Genomic DNA, 15,575 nt, shown 5'->3' with positions numbered 1-15,575 from the left:
TATTTTTAGTCAGCCTCTGCATATTGAGACGTTAACAATTAGAATGTTTTTAAAGCGGCTTAAGTAGGCAGTATTATACAAGCTTATGATAGTGGACACTAAGTTTATTAAAGCCCTTTAGTTGCAAGCATATTGCTACAACCAAATATTTTGTACTAAACCAAAATACGACTTGAGCAAAATGCAATTTGAACAAAATACTACAAGCTACAAGGCCAAAAGTGCACTAGAACGAAATAATATTAAATCAAACTGATATTTGAATAAAGCGACTAGAATAAAGGCACTTCTTTACGCGGTGGCGGCATAAAAGTCACCGCCACTTGTGCAAAGTCATATTCTCCAGTTGCCAAGTCTGCCACAAAGCTATCTGACTCAAAGCTGTTGTCTGCCTGAGTCACTTCAATAGGCTTGTTACTATAAATACGTTTTTGCTGCAAATCACCAATTAACTCAGACGCCACTAATTTCATTGGCGGCTTAGTCGCTGAACCATCGGCATCTGACGGATTAACACGGCTAGAGAACAAGACGTTATTGGTCATGACCACTTTCGACTCTTCATGATACATCGCTGCTTCATCGGCATCGACCATCACACTACGCGTAGCGCTAGGTCGCCAATTTAAGCGCATTTTTTGCAATTTATCTAAGTTCTCATCCGCATAATGCGTCAGATTATCGGCAGTCAGCGAATACTCTGCTACCCCATCTTCATCGGTTTGCACGGCTAGAATATCGGTTGCTTCGTACTCAATGTTAGTGGTCGAGAAGTTTAAAATAGAATCGAGCTCACCCTGGTGACGATAAAACCACACGGCAAAAACAGAGACAATCAAGGATAAGATAAATAAAAATCGAGTGTTCATTTAACCTCTTTAAGATGCAATAACGTTAGGCAGATTCTAATCTATCACATACTGACTTAAATACTCATCATATTTGCCATGCCCTTTGAGAATCAAGTCACAAACCTCACGCACAGCGCCTTCTCCACCGGCTTTAGTTGTCACCATCATCACTCGACTTAATACCTCTTGGTGCGCATTAGGCACAGTCACTGACAACCCTACCGATTGCAAGGCTTTAAGATCTGGCAAATCATCGCCCATATAAGCACATTGCTCTAGCTCATAAGGTAAATCGAGTAGCAGTTGCTTTAACGCCGTCAATTTATCATCGCGTCCTTGTACCACATAGTCGATGCCCATCTCCTGCGCTCGGATATTAACCATTTCACTAGAGCGACCCGTGATAATCGCTGTTTTTACACCGGCAAATTTCAGTGATTTAACGCCCATACCATCTTTAACATTGAAGCATTTAATCTCTGTACCATTGGCATCATAAATAATATAGCCATTGGACAAAATACCATCGACATCAAGTACCAATAATCTTACATTTGCGGCCGCTTTTATTAAATCTTGCATAGTTATCTTCTTTATTGTTTTTTTATAGTTTTGAACTGTTTTAGATTTGGACTGTTTATTAGTTCGATTATTAGTTAGATAGTTGTCTGATAATTGACGGTCTAGTAAATAGAGCTTTAGGTAGCATTAAAACATGGCTTATTATAGTGAATCAATGAGACTTTAGCTAACCCCAGCCTGTAATAAATCATGGATGGTAATCACCCCTTCTAGACGCTGCTTATCATCGACAATAAGTAACTGACTAATCGCTTTTTCATTCATCAAGCTTAACGCATCAGAGGCACGCATCTCTTTAGAGACCTGCTTTGGATTAGCAGTCATAATATCTGCCATAGCGGTGTCTAAATCAATGTGCTTTTCTAACGCACGTCGCAAGTCACCATCGGTAAAGATGCCGACAACACGCTGCTCATCATCTACCACAACTGCCATGCCTAAGCGGCCATTGGTCATCACAAATAAAGCTTGGTGCAAGCTGGTATCAGCACTGACAATCGGTAATGACAAGCTAGGGTCAGCTTGATGCATCAGATCACTGACGCGCATCAATAGCTTACGCCCAAGTGCACCAGCAGGATGAGACATGGCAAAGTCTTCAGACGTAAAATGACGCGCATGGACTAATGCCACAGCAATGGCATCGCCTAAGGCTAAAGTCGCTGTGGTGCTCGAGGTTGGTGCCAGTCCCAGCGGACAGGCTTCTTCTGAGGCACCTAGCGTTAAAGCAACATCTGCAGATTGTGGCAGCATACCGCGCTTATCACGACTGATACTTATCAGAGGAATAGATAGCTGCTTCACTACTGGCAATAAGGTTTTAATTTCATCTGACTCGCCTGAGTTTGAGATAGCCAGTAGCACATCGCCTGCCACAAGCATACCCAAGTCACCATGTCCGGCTTCACCAGGATGCATAAAGAATGCCGGTGAACCAGTTGAGGCAAAAGTGGCTGCAATTTTTCGGCCTATATGACCAGATTTACCCATACCGGTCACCACAACACGGCCTTTACAGTTTAAAATCAGCTCACAGGCTTGTACGAAGCGCTCATCGAGTTGATCTATCAATAAATCAAGCGCCGCCTGCTCCGTGCGTATGGCATTGGTGGCATAATCGATATATTGCTGAGCAGTCGGATGTGGTGTATTTACATTCATAACGGTACTTTTATCAAAAAATTATGGCTTTTAGTTTAGCATATTCAGCCAATAAACGAGCAGTGTCGCTATGTAAGTCGGTGTAAATATTTAAAGCAAATCCTAACCTTAGTGACTCTAGGTTCCTATTTATGTTCTTGTCATGTGCTTGACATGTACTCGCCATATACCTGACTGTTCCTCATAAATTTGCCCATTACCAATATATTTACCTGTAATAGCAAAAACGACAATAAAAAAACCTGCCCACATGGACAGGTTTTTGATAATAAGCGCTAGTATTCATTAACTAGTATTAATGAGTAACACCTTACTTAAACAGTCTAATCATCGTCTGAAAACTTATTGCTTAAGTTGTCATCGTCAGACGGTGCAGATGGCGCTGATGTGAAGCCACGCTTTTCAAAACTACGCTCATCAAAACGACGCTGCGAACGGTTAGCCGCAAAACCACGGTCTGCGCCAAAGCCTCGATCGTCTTCAAAGCCGCGCTCAACACCGAATCCGCGCTCTTGTATAAAGCCTGAGCGCTCTTGATTAAAGCCGCCTCTGTCTGCAAAACCACCGCGACTAAAGCCGCCGCGTTTATTAGCAAAACCACCTGCTTCAAATCCAGGCGTGCCACGCTCAAACCCACCAGGAGCAGCAGATGCAGCACCAAAGCCACCTTGGTAGCCTGCTGGTTGTGGTGCACTGGTTGTGGTCGATGGGCTTGAACTACTACGGGGGTTACGTGCAGGAACTACCGTTGAAATGGCGTGCTTATATACCATTTGGCTGACAGTGTTTTTTAATAAAACCACATATTGGTCGAAAGACTCAATTTGACCTTGCAGCTTAATACCGTTAACTAAAAAGATAGATACAGGAATGCGATCTTTACGCAAAGCGTTTAAAAACGGATCTTGTAATGTTTGTCCTTTTGACATGAGCTGTCTCCTTAATTCTAATTTATTATAAGTGGATGACAAATAAGTTATGAAAAATTACACCCCTAAACAATGTTAAATTATATTTAATAATATAGGGTTTGTTATTGGTAGTTATAATTATAGTTTTGTTACAAAACACAGGTGAAGATTTGTATCAAATACCCCTAAACCTGATTATTAACCCAAAAGTAGCGGTAATTATTGGTTAGCTGAAGCGAAAAGATACTGTTTAACTTCATCCATGCTTGAAAAAGAACAAACCACTTTATTATTGGCAGCCTGGTTGCTTTCATCTGGCCCATGAGTCGCAACTAGGTTCCTAAGCCACGTGTACTGGCGTTTTGCCAACTGTCTTGTCGCATATAGTGCCTTATTTTTCATATCTTGACAAGCAGCGTCACTGTCTATATCAGTACTTAACCCGCCGTTAGAAACCTCAGGGTTAACACTTAGTATACCTTTTTTTAGTTGCAGATGGTCGACTGCTAACAGATAGTCCACTACCTGTCTATAGCCAACGCAGCGCATAGCGGGTGTATCTGGCGACAGTTGATAGTCATTGACCAGTTGCAGTACTTCCTCAACCAATCCGTCATCCCACATCATTTGCAAACGCAAGGCAATACGCTCATGCAACCAAGGTCTATCTGGCATCACTGCAAGCCCTAGCCAATACTGCTCAGTGTTATCCGCAAGCGCTTGTTTTGGCAGTTTTTGCCATTCGCTAAGTGGCTTACCGGTTTGTTTATACACTTCAACTGCACGTGTCACTCTTTGTGTATCAGTGGCGTTCAAACGTTCTGCAATCACAGGATCAAACTGCTTTAAGTACTCATGTAACGCCTCAATACCCTCTGCTTGGCGCCAAGCTTCGACTTCATCACGTATCTGTTGATCGGTATCGGGCACCGGAGACATCCCAGTAAATAAAGCCATGTAATACATCATAGTGCCACCCACTAATAATGGGATTTTGCCACGCGCATGAATTTGCTCAACCAAAGCTTCCACATCAGCAACGAAATTGGCCACACTGTAGCTTTCGGTTGGATCAATGATATCAACCAGATGATGTGGATAGCGTGCCAGCTCTTGTGGCGTTGGCTTGGCTGTACCAATAGTCATATCTCGATAAATCAAAGCAGAATCTACGGATACAATCTCGAAGCGACCCGAGTCATATAATTGATAAGCCAAGGCTGTCTTGCCACTGGCAGTTGGTGCCATTAAGCACACCACGGCGTTATCGGGCAGCTCAGTAGTATTAATAGTAGCACTAGCACTGCCACTGGATGTGTGGTAATTATTTGACTCTATCTGTGACTCATTGCTCATGTTGTATACTCTTTTACGTCTGCTGCGCTTTGGATTGCCTCATTACAATTAGATGTTATGAATAAATAATCAATATTGCGAATGAATAAAGTGGCAGACGGATTTTTAGTTTTAAATTTAAGACAGCATCTGGCTCATCAATTGCGCTAACGATAGTTTGCCTAGGGCGTTATTAGTAAGCTGGTTGAGCTGACTGTCTTTGGTCTGATTTGTGGTTATTATCTGTTGCAACCACTTATTAATTAATTGCTGCTTAGCACTGGTATCTGCTTGATGATAATGAGCATAAGACTGTATCGCAGCACTTGTATGCTCAGTACTACTCAGATCAGTTTGGTTCAAGTCAGATTCACTCAAATCGGTGTTGGACAAATTAAAATGCTTCGTATTAAGGCTACCCAGCAACTGTGAGTTATCTAACGCAGATAACACTCCCTGCTCTGAATAGACATATAACACCTCTTTAATCAGCAGCAAAACATAAGGCTCTGTTATTACATCTTTTGATGAGTCATCAGCACAATCAGTCATCTCTAAATTTGAATCTAAAGGCCCGACAAATAAACATTGAACTTCTGCGGCTAGTGTTTGCTCATCTAAAGACTGCTTATTTTGAGTCTGTTGATGTAAAGCATGCGCAGATAACTGAGGGTTATTATTATGAGCCTGATAAGACTGCAGCGGCTCAGATACGGACAACGCATCAACACTCTTGAAGGTATCAATATCTTTAGAACTATCAAAACTACCAGTAACGGAGCCAACCATTGCAGAAGCATTTGAACGACTGTATTCAATATCTGTTTGATAATTGCGGCGATAGTCTCGATTAGACTGTGTTACCGCGCTGAGCTTATTAGGCGTTTGCTGAGGTTGTGAATATGGTTGTGCATGCTGCGCATCATCTAAATGAGTGTTATCAGACAGATTTGAGTGTTGGTTTATTTGTTCTTGTTGTTTTCGCAGTTGTTGCTGGGCAAGCTCATGTTGGCGATTTTTCCAACGTTGCAAACCAGCAGACACCCCTACCTGCAAGTGCGCCACAATATTGGCTAAATTTTGCACCTTTACACACTGCTTTGACGGGTGCACATTAATATTTAGCCAAGCTGTGGGTACGTTAAAAAACAGCACATACCCTAGGCTTTGCAATCCTTCGACACTGTTCGTACATTCACGCAAACACTGTGCAATACGCCTATCTTTTACCAAGCGTCCATTAATATAAATCAGCTTGTAAGCGGCATTGGTCAAAGACTTTGCGCTAGGAATTAACAGGCCAGTTATTCCAATAAAGCCATCATTTCTCGTACTATTCGTATTATTGACATTGTCCCTACTACCAATACTGCTGCTGTCATTATTCGGCTGTGGCCACGTTGCTTGTTGCTTAAGCAGCCCTTCTAAATTCAACGCAATAGGTTCAAGGTTGTCTGAATGTAGCACTTCTGCCTGATCATGGGTTGCTGGTAGCACCGCCATTAACCGAGCCAAAACGGCCTGCATTAAAGCGGATTGATGAGTGTTCGAGGTACTTAAAATGTCTTTATTTGGACTGTCTTTATGCCCTACTGAATAGCCATCTGAATGTTTATCGGCACTGTTATCATCACTAGAACTACTATCATTATTAGTGTCTGTTATGACATCAGGGTGACACAATCTATTATTGTTGCTATCGTGATAATGGTTATTATTGCTAACCGTTGAGTGATGGTCTGTTGTATTTTGCCCAGACACTTGACCAGCTAAAGGATTGACGCTCATGTCTTGATAATCAATATCAATCGCTTCTAGATGAAATCGGCGCTTGTCATTATGCCAAAGACTAAAGCTGACATTACTTGCGACTAACGCCAGCTGCTTGACCACCATTTCGATGTGCGCATACTCGGTCGAGATTGATTTTAAATTGCCACGCCTAGCCGGCACGTTAAAGTATAAATCCCTGACAATCACAGTCGTGCCTTGGGGATGAACCACAGGCACCAACTCTGGGGTATCTTCTAAAATACCCGCCACATTGAGCTCTCGGCCAATACCGCTTTGATCGGCACAGCTCGTTAATGTTAAGCGAGACACCGCTGCCGTCGCTGCCAATGCCTCACCTCTAAAGCCTAGCGTAGCAATGCCTTGAAGGTGTGCCACATCCGCAATTTTACTGGTCGCAAAGCGAGTAACAGCCATTACCATGTCATCAGGATGTATGCCCTCACCGTCATCTCTAACCTCAATGCTGCCCATCCCGCCTTGAGTGATTCGGACATCGATATGTCGCGCGCCAGCATCAAGTGCGTTTTCAATCAGCTCTTTCACCACTGAGGCTGGGCGAGTGACAACTTCCCCGGCAGCCAGCTGATTAACCAATAACGGAGGCAGCTTTTTGATACGTTTTTGTGAGGAGTTACTGTTTTGATTGATGCTGGCGCTCATTATCTACTTATGGATTAAAAGATTATGTTGACTGGTATTAGCAAGTTTTAAATATATCAGCTATGACCGATGTCGCGACTTTAGATAAAACGCTAAAATCGAAACGTCTTAATGCAATGGCTTTAATTCAAAGTGCGTGTTGTCATCACAATCGATGACTACCCGTCTAACCGGCTGACCATCTACTTGCTCAACCGTGATATTAATAGTCATCATCGGCTGTGGTAAATAACCATCGGCGCGGCTCGCCCACTCAATAATCACAAGCGCTTGCTCATCATCTAGATATTCTTCAAAGCCGATAAACGACAGCTCTTCTGGATCTTGAAGGCGATATAAGTCAGCGTGATACACCCGCTTAACCATACCTTGTTCCACATGACCTTGTGCGGAATGCTGTAGCTGATAGGGCTCAACCAAGGTATAAGTCGGGCTCTTTACTGAGCCTTGATGACCCAGTGCTCTGAGCCAGTAGCGGGTTAGCGTGGTTTTACCGGCCCCTAAGTCACCGGATAGCCAAACACTGCCATGGATATTGGCAGCGGCCAATTGCTCAGCCAAAGCTTGGGTGTCAGCCTCAGAGGTTAGCAGCACTTGTTGTTCGGACTTTGATGACTTATCAGGACGGGTCATATCAACACTCGTTTATTTTATTAAATTTTGGATTTAAATAGTTGTAGTAGCTATAACAGCTTATTATCTATCAAGCTGAATTAATGTGTAACTATACTTAGTTTAACCTATTAACCTAAGGCTCAACCTGCATTTGCACTTGTGGATTAACGAAGCACTCGCCAGCGATCAATTTGTCATACATTGAAGGGTCGTGCCACTCTTGCTTAATTTGATCACTAAATTCAAAGTCTTCAAGTGATAATTTACCCATCTGCTCATTGGCCACATCTTCTGCAAAGCACTGTGCATAACCGGTCGCTGTTTCATGAGCGATTACTGAATATACACTGACATCCGCTTCACCATTAACCATCTTGGTTTGGTTCAAAATTTGTTGTGCCCAAAAGAAAATCACCCGTGAAAATTGCTCGGCAGAAGGTGAAACTGGTAAGCTAATCCAGCGCGCACTAAAGGTTTTACACATTTTTATGTATTCAGGATCGTCTTTGTTCCAAAAACAAATGGCATGATCAAAACTGTCAATAATGTCTTTAATTGATGACTTTAATAAGCCAAAGTCATACACCATCTGCCCATGGTCTAGGCGATCGGCTTGCAATATCAGTTCAATTTGATAACTGTGACCATGAATCGAGCGCTTACATCTATCAGAGCTACAATTACGCACAATGTGGGCGTTTTCAAATTTAAAAAGCTTACGTATTCGCATGTGGACTCTCACAAAACTAAAGTTATATATAGTGTAGCACTATAGCCAAAAAACAAAATGGATAACACCACTAAGTGTTACCCATTCTTACGCATTTTTATTTGCTTAGGCTATTATTTGTTATTAATGAATTACCTATGGCTTTTTATGACCTATAAATTCTTTTATGACCTGCTTATTATCGTGATCAACTTGTTGGTTATAACCTACCTCTTGGTTATAAAAAGCTACTTTTCATCAAGGTCGATGGCCACTGAGTTAATACAATAGCGCATGCCGGTCGTTTCTTTAGGGCCATCTGGGAATACATGCCCCAGATGTCCTCCGCAGTTTCGGCAAGTCACTTCAATGCGTCGCATGCCATGAGAGGTATCTAAATGCTCCTCTACTGCCGACTCATCGATAGTGGCATCGAAACTTGGCCAACCACAACCTGCATCGAATTTATTATTAGAATCAAACAGCTTGGCACCACAGCCTTTACAGCGATAAACACCTTCTTCGCTCATATCATTATGAATACCGGTGAACGGACGCTCTGTTCCTTTTTCACGCAGCACTCTATATTCTTCATCGGTTAAGCGCTGACGCCAATCAGCTTCAGTAAGTTGTGCAATTTGTTGAGCGGTTAATTGTGAATCTTGCATGACTTCCCCTACTTCCTATTTGTTGGCACTTTTATTTCAATTTAGATATTTATATTTAAATATTTGAATTTAGATAACGGTTAAGTTGAATAACGATTCATCTAATAGTAGCAACTAATCGCTTTCAATACTAATAACTTATTGGTGTTATTATTGTTCTGCTTATGCTTATTGTTATTGCTGTAGATGGATAACACTATGTGGTCTAACGTTGGATAAATCAATAACAACAAATGCAAGAATAACTTGCATAATTAATCCTTGAAAATAATTTGATAATGCAATAATATCTTGCATTAAGGTTGAGATTAAATATGCCACAAGCAACAAACTTGCATTTTTTAATTTATAGTAACTTTTTATAGTAACTTTCTGTTTGCAGCTTGATTATTGACCCTTCTATTTTACTAACTTATTAATTGACAACTTTACTAACAATCCAATTTAGTCTGATAATTGAGTGCCCTTATGAGCGAACCATCCGATTATAAAACCCAAGGTGAGCGCCTGAGCAAATTGCGTAAGGCAAAAGGACTGACCGCCGAGCAGTTGGCCAGCGCCATGACAGAAGCTGGCTCTAAAGTGAGCCGTGGTGCCATTTCAAATTGGGAGCGAGGCATCAATGGTATTGTCTCTTCAAAACTGCCTACTTTGGCTACCATCTTGGGTTGCTCTGAGGGCTACTTGTTACGTGGCGAGTCAGAATCTTCGACACAGACTAACTCATCCACAGGCTCAGGAAAAAACCAAGAGGCTTCTAAAGGTAATGTAGCCCAAGACGCCATCTCTGAGAAAGCATCAAATACTCAAACCAAATCAACATCTGAAACAACCACACCCACTCACAGTGCGAGCAATAGCATTATGACAAACTCTCCAGCTACTCCCAATAAAAAACCTTTAAGAAAATCAACCAAACTTCAAAACGTCTGCTATGACATCCGTGGCGCGCTGTTAAGAACTGCCAACCAGATGGAATCGCAAGGTCAACGTATTTTAAAATTAAACGTCGGTAACCCTGCCCCGTTCAATTTAGATGCACCGCACGAGATTCTGCAAGATGTCGCGCTAAATCTTCACAATGCGACCGGCTATTCTGATTCACAAGGTATTTTTTCAGCACGCAAAGCAATCCTTCAGTATTATCAATCTAAAGGGCTGTTATCGGCAGTAGATGTGCGTGATGTGTATTTGGGTAATGGTGTGTCTGAGCTGATCGTCATGACCATGCAAGCCTTGATGAACGACGGAGATGAAGTATTAATTCCAATGCCAGATTATCCGCTATGGACAGCTGCAGCCAACCTTGCTGGCGGTACAGCGGTACACTATCGCTGTAATGAAGATGACAATTGGCAGCCTGACATCGAAGATATTCGTGCCAAAATTACGGACAAAACCCGTGGTATTGTAGTCATTAACCCCAATAACCCAACCGGCGCCCTATACTCAGACGAGTTGCTGCTGCAAATCATAGAGTTGGCACGTGAATATAATCTAGTGATTATGGCCGATGAGATTTATGACCGCATTTTATATGATGACGCGGTACATACTCCAATGTGTACTCTGGCACAAGATGTGTTAATACTGACTTATAACGGCTTATCTAAATCACACCGCATTGCTGGTTTCCGTGCTGGTTGGTTAATGTTATCTGGTTACAAAGAGCATGCCAGCGACTTTATCGAAGGCTTGGATATGTTGGCATCTATGCGCTTGTGCGCCAACGTGCCAGCCCAACATGCCATCCAGACTGCGATGGGCGGTTATCAAAGTATGCAAGATTTGACCGTTGAATCAGGGCGTCTGTACAAGCAGCGCATGCTGGCGGTTGAGCGTCTAAATGCGATTCCAGGTATTTCTTGTACTCTGCCGCAAGGTGCGTTCTATTGCTTCCCTAAGATAGACCTTGAGGTTTATCCGATTCAAGATGACATGCAGTTCATGATGGATTTACTGATTGAGGAAAAAGTGTTGATGGTTCAAGGCACAGGCTTTAACTGGGATAAGCCTGATCACTTCCGTGTGGTATTCTTGCCTAACTTACTGGACTTAGAAGATGCCATGGACAGACTGGATCGCTTCTTTGCCAATAAGCGTAAGCAATACGGCACTGAACTTCTGGTCTCATAAAATCTGTTGCCCTGTTATATTCAAAACAGCTATCTATAAAATTTAGTACTATTTATAAAATCTCGATAAAAAAAGGTGCCCAATTTAATTGAGCACCTTTTTTATTTGCGACTGTTTTATTAACGGTAAGCCCTACTGACTTAGGCTTACTGTTTTTACTCAGACTTATCGCCGTTATTCAGGCTGATAGCCCTTATTCAGGTTTATAGTTATCACGTAAGCTTACGATTTGGTTAAATACTGGCTTATCGCTGCTGTGCTCTTTCGCATCCGCCACAAAGTAACCTTCACGCTCAAACTGGAAGCGGCTACCTGCTTCTGCATTAGCAATCGATGGCTCTACGACAGCGTCCAACTCAGTTAATGAGTTTGGATTTAGCACATCGTGAATATCTGCGGCCGCACCTGGGTTTTCGACATTAAATAAGTGCTCATACAGACGTACTTTGGTCGGTACACCCTGGCTGGCTGATACCCAGTGGATAACGCCTTTCACCTTACGGTCTTCTGGGTTTTTGCCTAATGTGGTTTTATCAATCGTCGCTTTTAGCTCAACCACATTACCGGCATCATCAAGTACATGCTCAGTCACCGCTAACACATAAGTATTGCGCAGACGGATTTCTGTCTTCTCAGGAGATAGACGCTTATAGCCTTTAGGCGGCTCAAGCTCATAATCAGCCTGATCGATATAAATGGTCTTAGTAAACGGAATCTCACGCTCGCCCATATCGATATTTGGGTGCTTAGGCTGATTTAACCATAAGGTCTGATTGTCTTCATCCCAGCGTGCATTAACGCTATCGGCTTTTAAGCTTTCCCACTCACTCACTGCTTCTTCGAAGTTAGTAATGGTCACTTTAAGCGGTTTCAACACTGCCATACCACGTGCTGTGGTGTTCTCTAACGACTGACGAATGCTAAATTCAAGTAGGCGATAATCCACCACGCTGTCTGCTTTGGTTACACCCACACGGTCACAAAAATCACGCAAGCCTTCTGGTGTATAACCACGGCGACGCATACCAGCGATGGTCGGCATACGCGGATCATCCCAACCGCTAACAATGCCTTCATCAACCAATTGCTTTAACTTACGCTTACTGGTCATGGTGTAATCTACATTTAAGCGACTAAACTCATACTGATGTGGCGGTAAGTCAAAGCCGATTTTTTCCACGGCCCAATCATAAAACGGACGATGATCTTCAAACTCAAGCGTACATAATGAGTGCGTAATGCCCTCAATCGCATCTGATAATGGATGCGCATAGTCATACATCGGATAGATGCACCACTTATCGCCAGTTTGGTGATGCGACTGTTTCATCACACGATAAATAACCGGATCACGCATGTTCATATTTGGGCTGGCCATATCGATTTTGGCGCGCAATACTGCCTCGCCTTCTTCGTATTTGCCATTTTTCATATCATCAAAACGTTGCAAGTTTTCTTCAACGCTAGCATCACGCTGTGGCGATGGTTTACCTGGCTCATTAAATGAACCACGGTTTTCTTTAATCTGCTCAGGCGTCTGCAAGTCAACGTAAGCGTCACCTTGCTCAATCAGCTGAATCGCCCACTTATAAAGCTGATCAAAATAACCTGACGCATAATACGGTTGGTTTGCCCACTTAAATCCAAGCCACTCAACATCGTTTTTGATGTTATCAATGTAATCTTGCTTTTCAGCAGTTGGGTTGGTGTCATCAAAACGTAAATTACAAATACCGTCAAACTCTTCAGAAATACCAAAGTTTAAACAAATCGACTTCACATGACCCAAGTGCAAATAACCGTTTGGTTCCGGTGGAAAACGGGTGACGATTTGCTGGTATTTATCTTGCGCTAAGTCTTCACGGATAATATGACGAATAAAGTCATTTTTTTGCTCTTCGTTGTGTGACGCAGAGGCTTTATTGTTTTCATTGCTCATCGACTAACTTCTCCTAATTAATTCCAATAACTGACTTAAACCAATCTATTTTTGTAATGATTTAAAAGGTAATAAATGAACGCTATCTTAGATTTTACTGTTCAAAACTTAAAAAGCAGTCAAAATTGTGCCCCATTCTATCAGGTTTAATAAGGCGTGTAACAGCTTGAAGGATGACAACCTAAAAAAAAGAGGTTAGACTACCGGTTAAATTTAACCACTTTCAAAAAAATAAGACTGTATAAACGGGTGGCTGTTAATAAAAACCGGCCTATATAAACTATATTGAGTTGATGTGTTCATTAAACAAGTTTAGTTTACCCTAAAAGCAGTCAATGACCTGACTAATAACTTAAGCAATTTAATAAGCTAACAAAATAGACAGGCCATTAAACAAGACAACAAAAAGGATACACAGTGACAGCACTTAAAGCTTTCGGTTATGGCAGTTTAATGTTGCCATTATTTTTAATGGGTTGTTCTAACACCAGTTCAACTCAGACCACTACCAATCAAAACAGCAGCACCAACGTTGCTACAAACACTAATACCACAAAAACTAAGGATACAGATATGCCAGTAGTACAACTTAACACCTCTATGGGTGACATCACTATCGAACTTAATGCTGAAAAAGCACCTAAAACCGTTGAAAACTTTGTTTCATACGTGAATGCAGGTCATTACAACGGTACTATCTTCCACCGTGTGATTCCAAACTTCATGATTCAGGGCGGCGGTATGGACGCTGAAATGAATGAAAAAAGCACCAACGCCCCTATCGAAAACGAAGCAGATAATGGTCTTAAGAACGACGAAGGCACTATCGCTATGGCGCGTACGCAAGACCCACATTCAGCAACTAGCCAGTTCTTTATTAACGTTAAAGACAACGATTTCTTAAACCACTCTGGCAAAAACATGCAAGGTTGGGGCTACACTGTATTTGGTAAAGTAACCAGCGGTATGGACGTGGTTAAGAAAATTGAAGGCGTTCCAACCGGTCGTTTCGGCATGCACGCTGACGTACCAACAGAGCCAGTAGTAATTAACTCTGCTAAAGTTATCAGCGAATAATATTAACGCCATCTCGTATGAGTTATCCATTATGACCAATGCAGAATCGCTATTGTCGGATTCAACGGTAAGTTCATTGGATTTACTACCAAACTATAGCCACTTGATCACGACTCGGCCGCATGATATTCGCCGGGTAGTCATCAGTGACCTGCATTTGTCTGCTGAAGAGCCTGCCTTAGTGCAGGCTTTTTTGACATTACTCGATGATTTATTGCAATTACCCAATATTATTGAACTTTATATCCTAGGTGACTGGTTTGATGCTTGGGTCGGTGATGATGTTTATTTATCGTTATCTGCCAAGCAAAAGCGAGTGCACTGGATGACACCCATTATCGACAAGCTCTATCAGCTCAAGCAGCATGGCTGTCAAACCTTAGTCATGCATGGCAATCGTGATTTCTTACTGGGTCAGCCGTTCTGCGATACTTTCGCAGGTAAGCTGATTAATGAGCCTTATTTGATAACTCTGGGTAACAAACGCTATCGCTTTGAGCATGGCGATGCCTTATGCACTGACGATATCTCATATCAGCGCTTTCGCCGAGTGACACGTAATCGTGCAGTTCAATGGTTGTTCTTAAAGCAGCCTTTATCAAAACGCATAAATTTTGCTCAAAAAGTGCGCCGACACAGCAGTGAAGATAAGGTGCATAAACCAATGGCCATCATGGATGTCAATCAACAGGCGGTTATCAAAGCCTTGCAGCATGTCGATAACCTACTACATGGCCACACCCACCGACCAGATATTCATTTGGTTGAAGACGCTGATCATTCTATTAATCAAAATAAAAAAACAAAGCTGCTATCTAAATTTAGCAGAAAAAACGTTCGCTCAGACAATACTCACTTTCGTTATGTGCTCGGTGATTGGCGTGTACTTCACCGTGACAGCTCTCGACAGCAAGTTGAAGCGGTTATCGCCGTCACGACAGTCGAACCAACCGAGCAATCAGAGTTGCAGCAGCAGACTCGCACCCAACAAAACACACAGAAAAATAAAAGCACTCAGAAAAACAAAAGCGCCCAATCTAGCGAGTTGCTAAATGAGCGCTTACAGTTGCTTAAATTTGTGGTTTAAGCTTATAACATAAAACGGATATTAAATCGATTAGTGTCTTAAACCCATTA

Annotated in this window: 13 protein-coding genes; 3 read left to right on the top strand and 10 right to left on the bottom strand. The window is 42.2% G+C overall.

Annotated features, from left to right (window positions below; all coding sequences use genetic code 11):
- Positions 1-272 precede the first annotated feature (272 nt).
- The 9 genes from lptC to msrB all read right to left on the bottom strand — a co-directional run bounded on the left by lptC (position 273) and on the right by msrB (position 9,286).
- Positions 273-869: an LPS export ABC transporter periplasmic protein LptC gene (gene lptC / locus A6J60_RS12420; RefSeq protein ID WP_096066252.1), complete on the bottom strand. Its 597-nt coding sequence runs from the start codon at positions 867-869 to the stop codon at positions 273-275.
- A gap of 36 nt (positions 870-905) precedes the next feature.
- Positions 906-1,433: a KdsC family phosphatase gene (locus A6J60_RS12415; protein WP_096066251.1), complete on the bottom strand. Its 528-nt coding sequence runs from the start codon at positions 1,431-1,433 to the stop codon at positions 906-908.
- A gap of 162 nt (positions 1,434-1,595) precedes the next feature.
- Positions 1,596-2,594: a KpsF/GutQ family sugar-phosphate isomerase gene (locus A6J60_RS12410; RefSeq protein WP_096066250.1), complete on the bottom strand. Its 999-nt coding sequence runs from the start codon at positions 2,592-2,594 to the stop codon at positions 1,596-1,598.
- A 323-nt stretch (positions 2,595-2,917) separates the two neighbouring features.
- Positions 2,918-3,523, bottom strand: coding sequence for an RNA chaperone Hfq (gene hfq / locus A6J60_RS12405; protein ID WP_096066249.1), 606 nt, complete (start codon positions 3,521-3,523; stop codon positions 2,918-2,920).
- 201 nt (positions 3,524-3,724) lie between these two features.
- Positions 3,725-4,753: a tRNA (adenosine(37)-N6)-dimethylallyltransferase MiaA gene (gene miaA, locus A6J60_RS12400; protein WP_227526204.1), complete on the bottom strand. Its 1,029-nt coding sequence runs from the start codon at positions 4,751-4,753 to the stop codon at positions 3,725-3,727.
- A gap of 225 nt (positions 4,754-4,978) precedes the next feature.
- On the bottom strand, positions 4,979-7,294 hold the full coding sequence (mutL, locus tag A6J60_RS12395; protein WP_096066247.1) for a DNA mismatch repair endonuclease MutL: 2,316 nt from the start codon (positions 7,292-7,294) through the stop codon (positions 4,979-4,981).
- A gap of 108 nt (positions 7,295-7,402) precedes the next feature.
- A complete protein-coding gene (gene tsaE, locus A6J60_RS12390; RefSeq protein WP_096066246.1) occupies positions 7,403-7,927 on the bottom strand; it encodes a tRNA (adenosine(37)-N6)-threonylcarbamoyltransferase complex ATPase subunit type 1 TsaE in 525 nt (174 codons plus the stop codon).
- 115 nt (positions 7,928-8,042) lie between these two features.
- Positions 8,043-8,639, bottom strand: coding sequence for a 6-pyruvoyl trahydropterin synthase family protein (locus tag A6J60_RS12385; RefSeq protein ID WP_096066245.1), 597 nt, complete (start codon positions 8,637-8,639; stop codon positions 8,043-8,045).
- Positions 8,640-8,866: 227 nt separating this feature from the next.
- The gene (gene msrB, locus A6J60_RS12380) at positions 8,867-9,286 is read right to left on the bottom strand and encodes a peptide-methionine (R)-S-oxide reductase MsrB (RefSeq protein WP_096066244.1); all 420 of its coding nucleotides are present in this window, start codon (positions 9,284-9,286) and stop codon (positions 8,867-8,869) included.
- A 468-nt stretch (positions 9,287-9,754) separates the two neighbouring features.
- Between msrB and A6J60_RS12375 the strand changes: the two genes are divergently transcribed.
- Entirely contained in the window at positions 9,755-11,422 is a 1,668-nt protein-coding gene (locus tag A6J60_RS12375; protein WP_096066243.1) for an aminotransferase class I/II-fold pyridoxal phosphate-dependent enzyme, read from the top strand.
- 193 nt (positions 11,423-11,615) lie between these two features.
- Here the strand turns inward: A6J60_RS12375 and A6J60_RS12370 are convergent, their stop codons facing one another.
- Positions 11,616-13,361: a glutamine--tRNA ligase/YqeY domain fusion protein gene (locus tag A6J60_RS12370; RefSeq protein ID WP_096066242.1), complete on the bottom strand. Its 1,746-nt coding sequence runs from the start codon at positions 13,359-13,361 to the stop codon at positions 11,616-11,618.
- A gap of 573 nt (positions 13,362-13,934) precedes the next feature.
- Between A6J60_RS12370 and A6J60_RS12365 the strand changes: the two genes are divergently transcribed.
- Positions 13,935-14,438, top strand: coding sequence for a peptidylprolyl isomerase (locus A6J60_RS12365; protein WP_096066582.1), 504 nt, complete (start codon positions 13,935-13,937; stop codon positions 14,436-14,438).
- Positions 14,439-14,469: 31 nt separating this feature from the next.
- Positions 14,470-15,525 carry a UDP-2,3-diacylglucosamine diphosphatase gene (locus A6J60_RS12360; protein WP_096066241.1) on the top strand — a complete coding sequence of 352 codons (1,056 nt, stop codon included), beginning with the start codon at positions 14,470-14,472 and terminating at the stop codon, positions 15,523-15,525.
- Positions 15,526-15,575 lie beyond the last annotated feature (50 nt).

The organism is Psychrobacter sp. FDAARGOS_221 (assembly GCF_002313155.2).
In the GTDB taxonomy this organism is placed as follows: domain Bacteria; phylum Pseudomonadota; class Gammaproteobacteria; order Pseudomonadales; family Moraxellaceae; genus Psychrobacter.
The sequence above is the reverse complement of the archived record's forward strand: the minus strand, read 5'-3'. Positions and strand labels throughout refer to the sequence as shown.

What these genes read in the sequence shown, in the direction of transcription:
- lptC (WP_096066252.1), bottom strand. Translation starts at nt 869, where the DNA reads ATGAACACTCGATTTTTATTTATCTTATCCTTGATTGTCTCTGTTTTT.
- A6J60_RS12415 (WP_096066251.1), bottom strand. Translation starts at nt 1,433, where the DNA reads ATGCAAGATTTAATAAAAGCGGCCGCAAATGTAAGATTATTGGTACTT.
- A6J60_RS12410 (WP_096066250.1), bottom strand. Translation starts at nt 2,594, where the DNA reads ATGAATGTAAATACACCACATCCGACTGCTCAGCAATATATCGATTAT.
- hfq (WP_096066249.1), bottom strand. Translation starts at nt 3,523, where the DNA reads ATGTCAAAAGGACAAACATTACAAGATCCGTTTTTAAACGCTTTGCGT.
- miaA (WP_227526204.1), bottom strand. Translation starts at nt 4,753, where the DNA reads ATGGCACCAACTGCCAGTGGCAAGACAGCCTTGGCTTATCAATTATAT.
- mutL (WP_096066247.1), bottom strand. Translation starts at nt 7,294, where the DNA reads ATGAGCGCCAGCATCAATCAAAACAGTAACTCCTCACAAAAACGTATC.
- tsaE (WP_096066246.1), bottom strand. Translation starts at nt 7,927, where the DNA reads ATGACCCGTCCTGATAAGTCATCAAAGTCCGAACAACAAGTGCTGCTA.
- A6J60_RS12385 (WP_096066245.1), bottom strand. Translation starts at nt 8,639, where the DNA reads ATGCGAATACGTAAGCTTTTTAAATTTGAAAACGCCCACATTGTGCGT.
- msrB (WP_096066244.1), bottom strand. Translation starts at nt 9,286, where the DNA reads ATGCAAGATTCACAATTAACCGCTCAACAAATTGCACAACTTACTGAA.
- A6J60_RS12375 (WP_096066243.1), top strand. Translation starts at nt 9,755, where the DNA reads ATGAGCGAACCATCCGATTATAAAACCCAAGGTGAGCGCCTGAGCAAA.
- A6J60_RS12370 (WP_096066242.1), bottom strand. Translation starts at nt 13,361, where the DNA reads ATGAGCAATGAAAACAATAAAGCCTCTGCGTCACACAACGAAGAGCAA.
- A6J60_RS12365 (WP_096066582.1), top strand. Translation starts at nt 13,935, where the DNA reads ATGCCAGTAGTACAACTTAACACCTCTATGGGTGACATCACTATCGAA.
- A6J60_RS12360 (WP_096066241.1), top strand. Translation starts at nt 14,470, where the DNA reads ATGACCAATGCAGAATCGCTATTGTCGGATTCAACGGTAAGTTCATTG.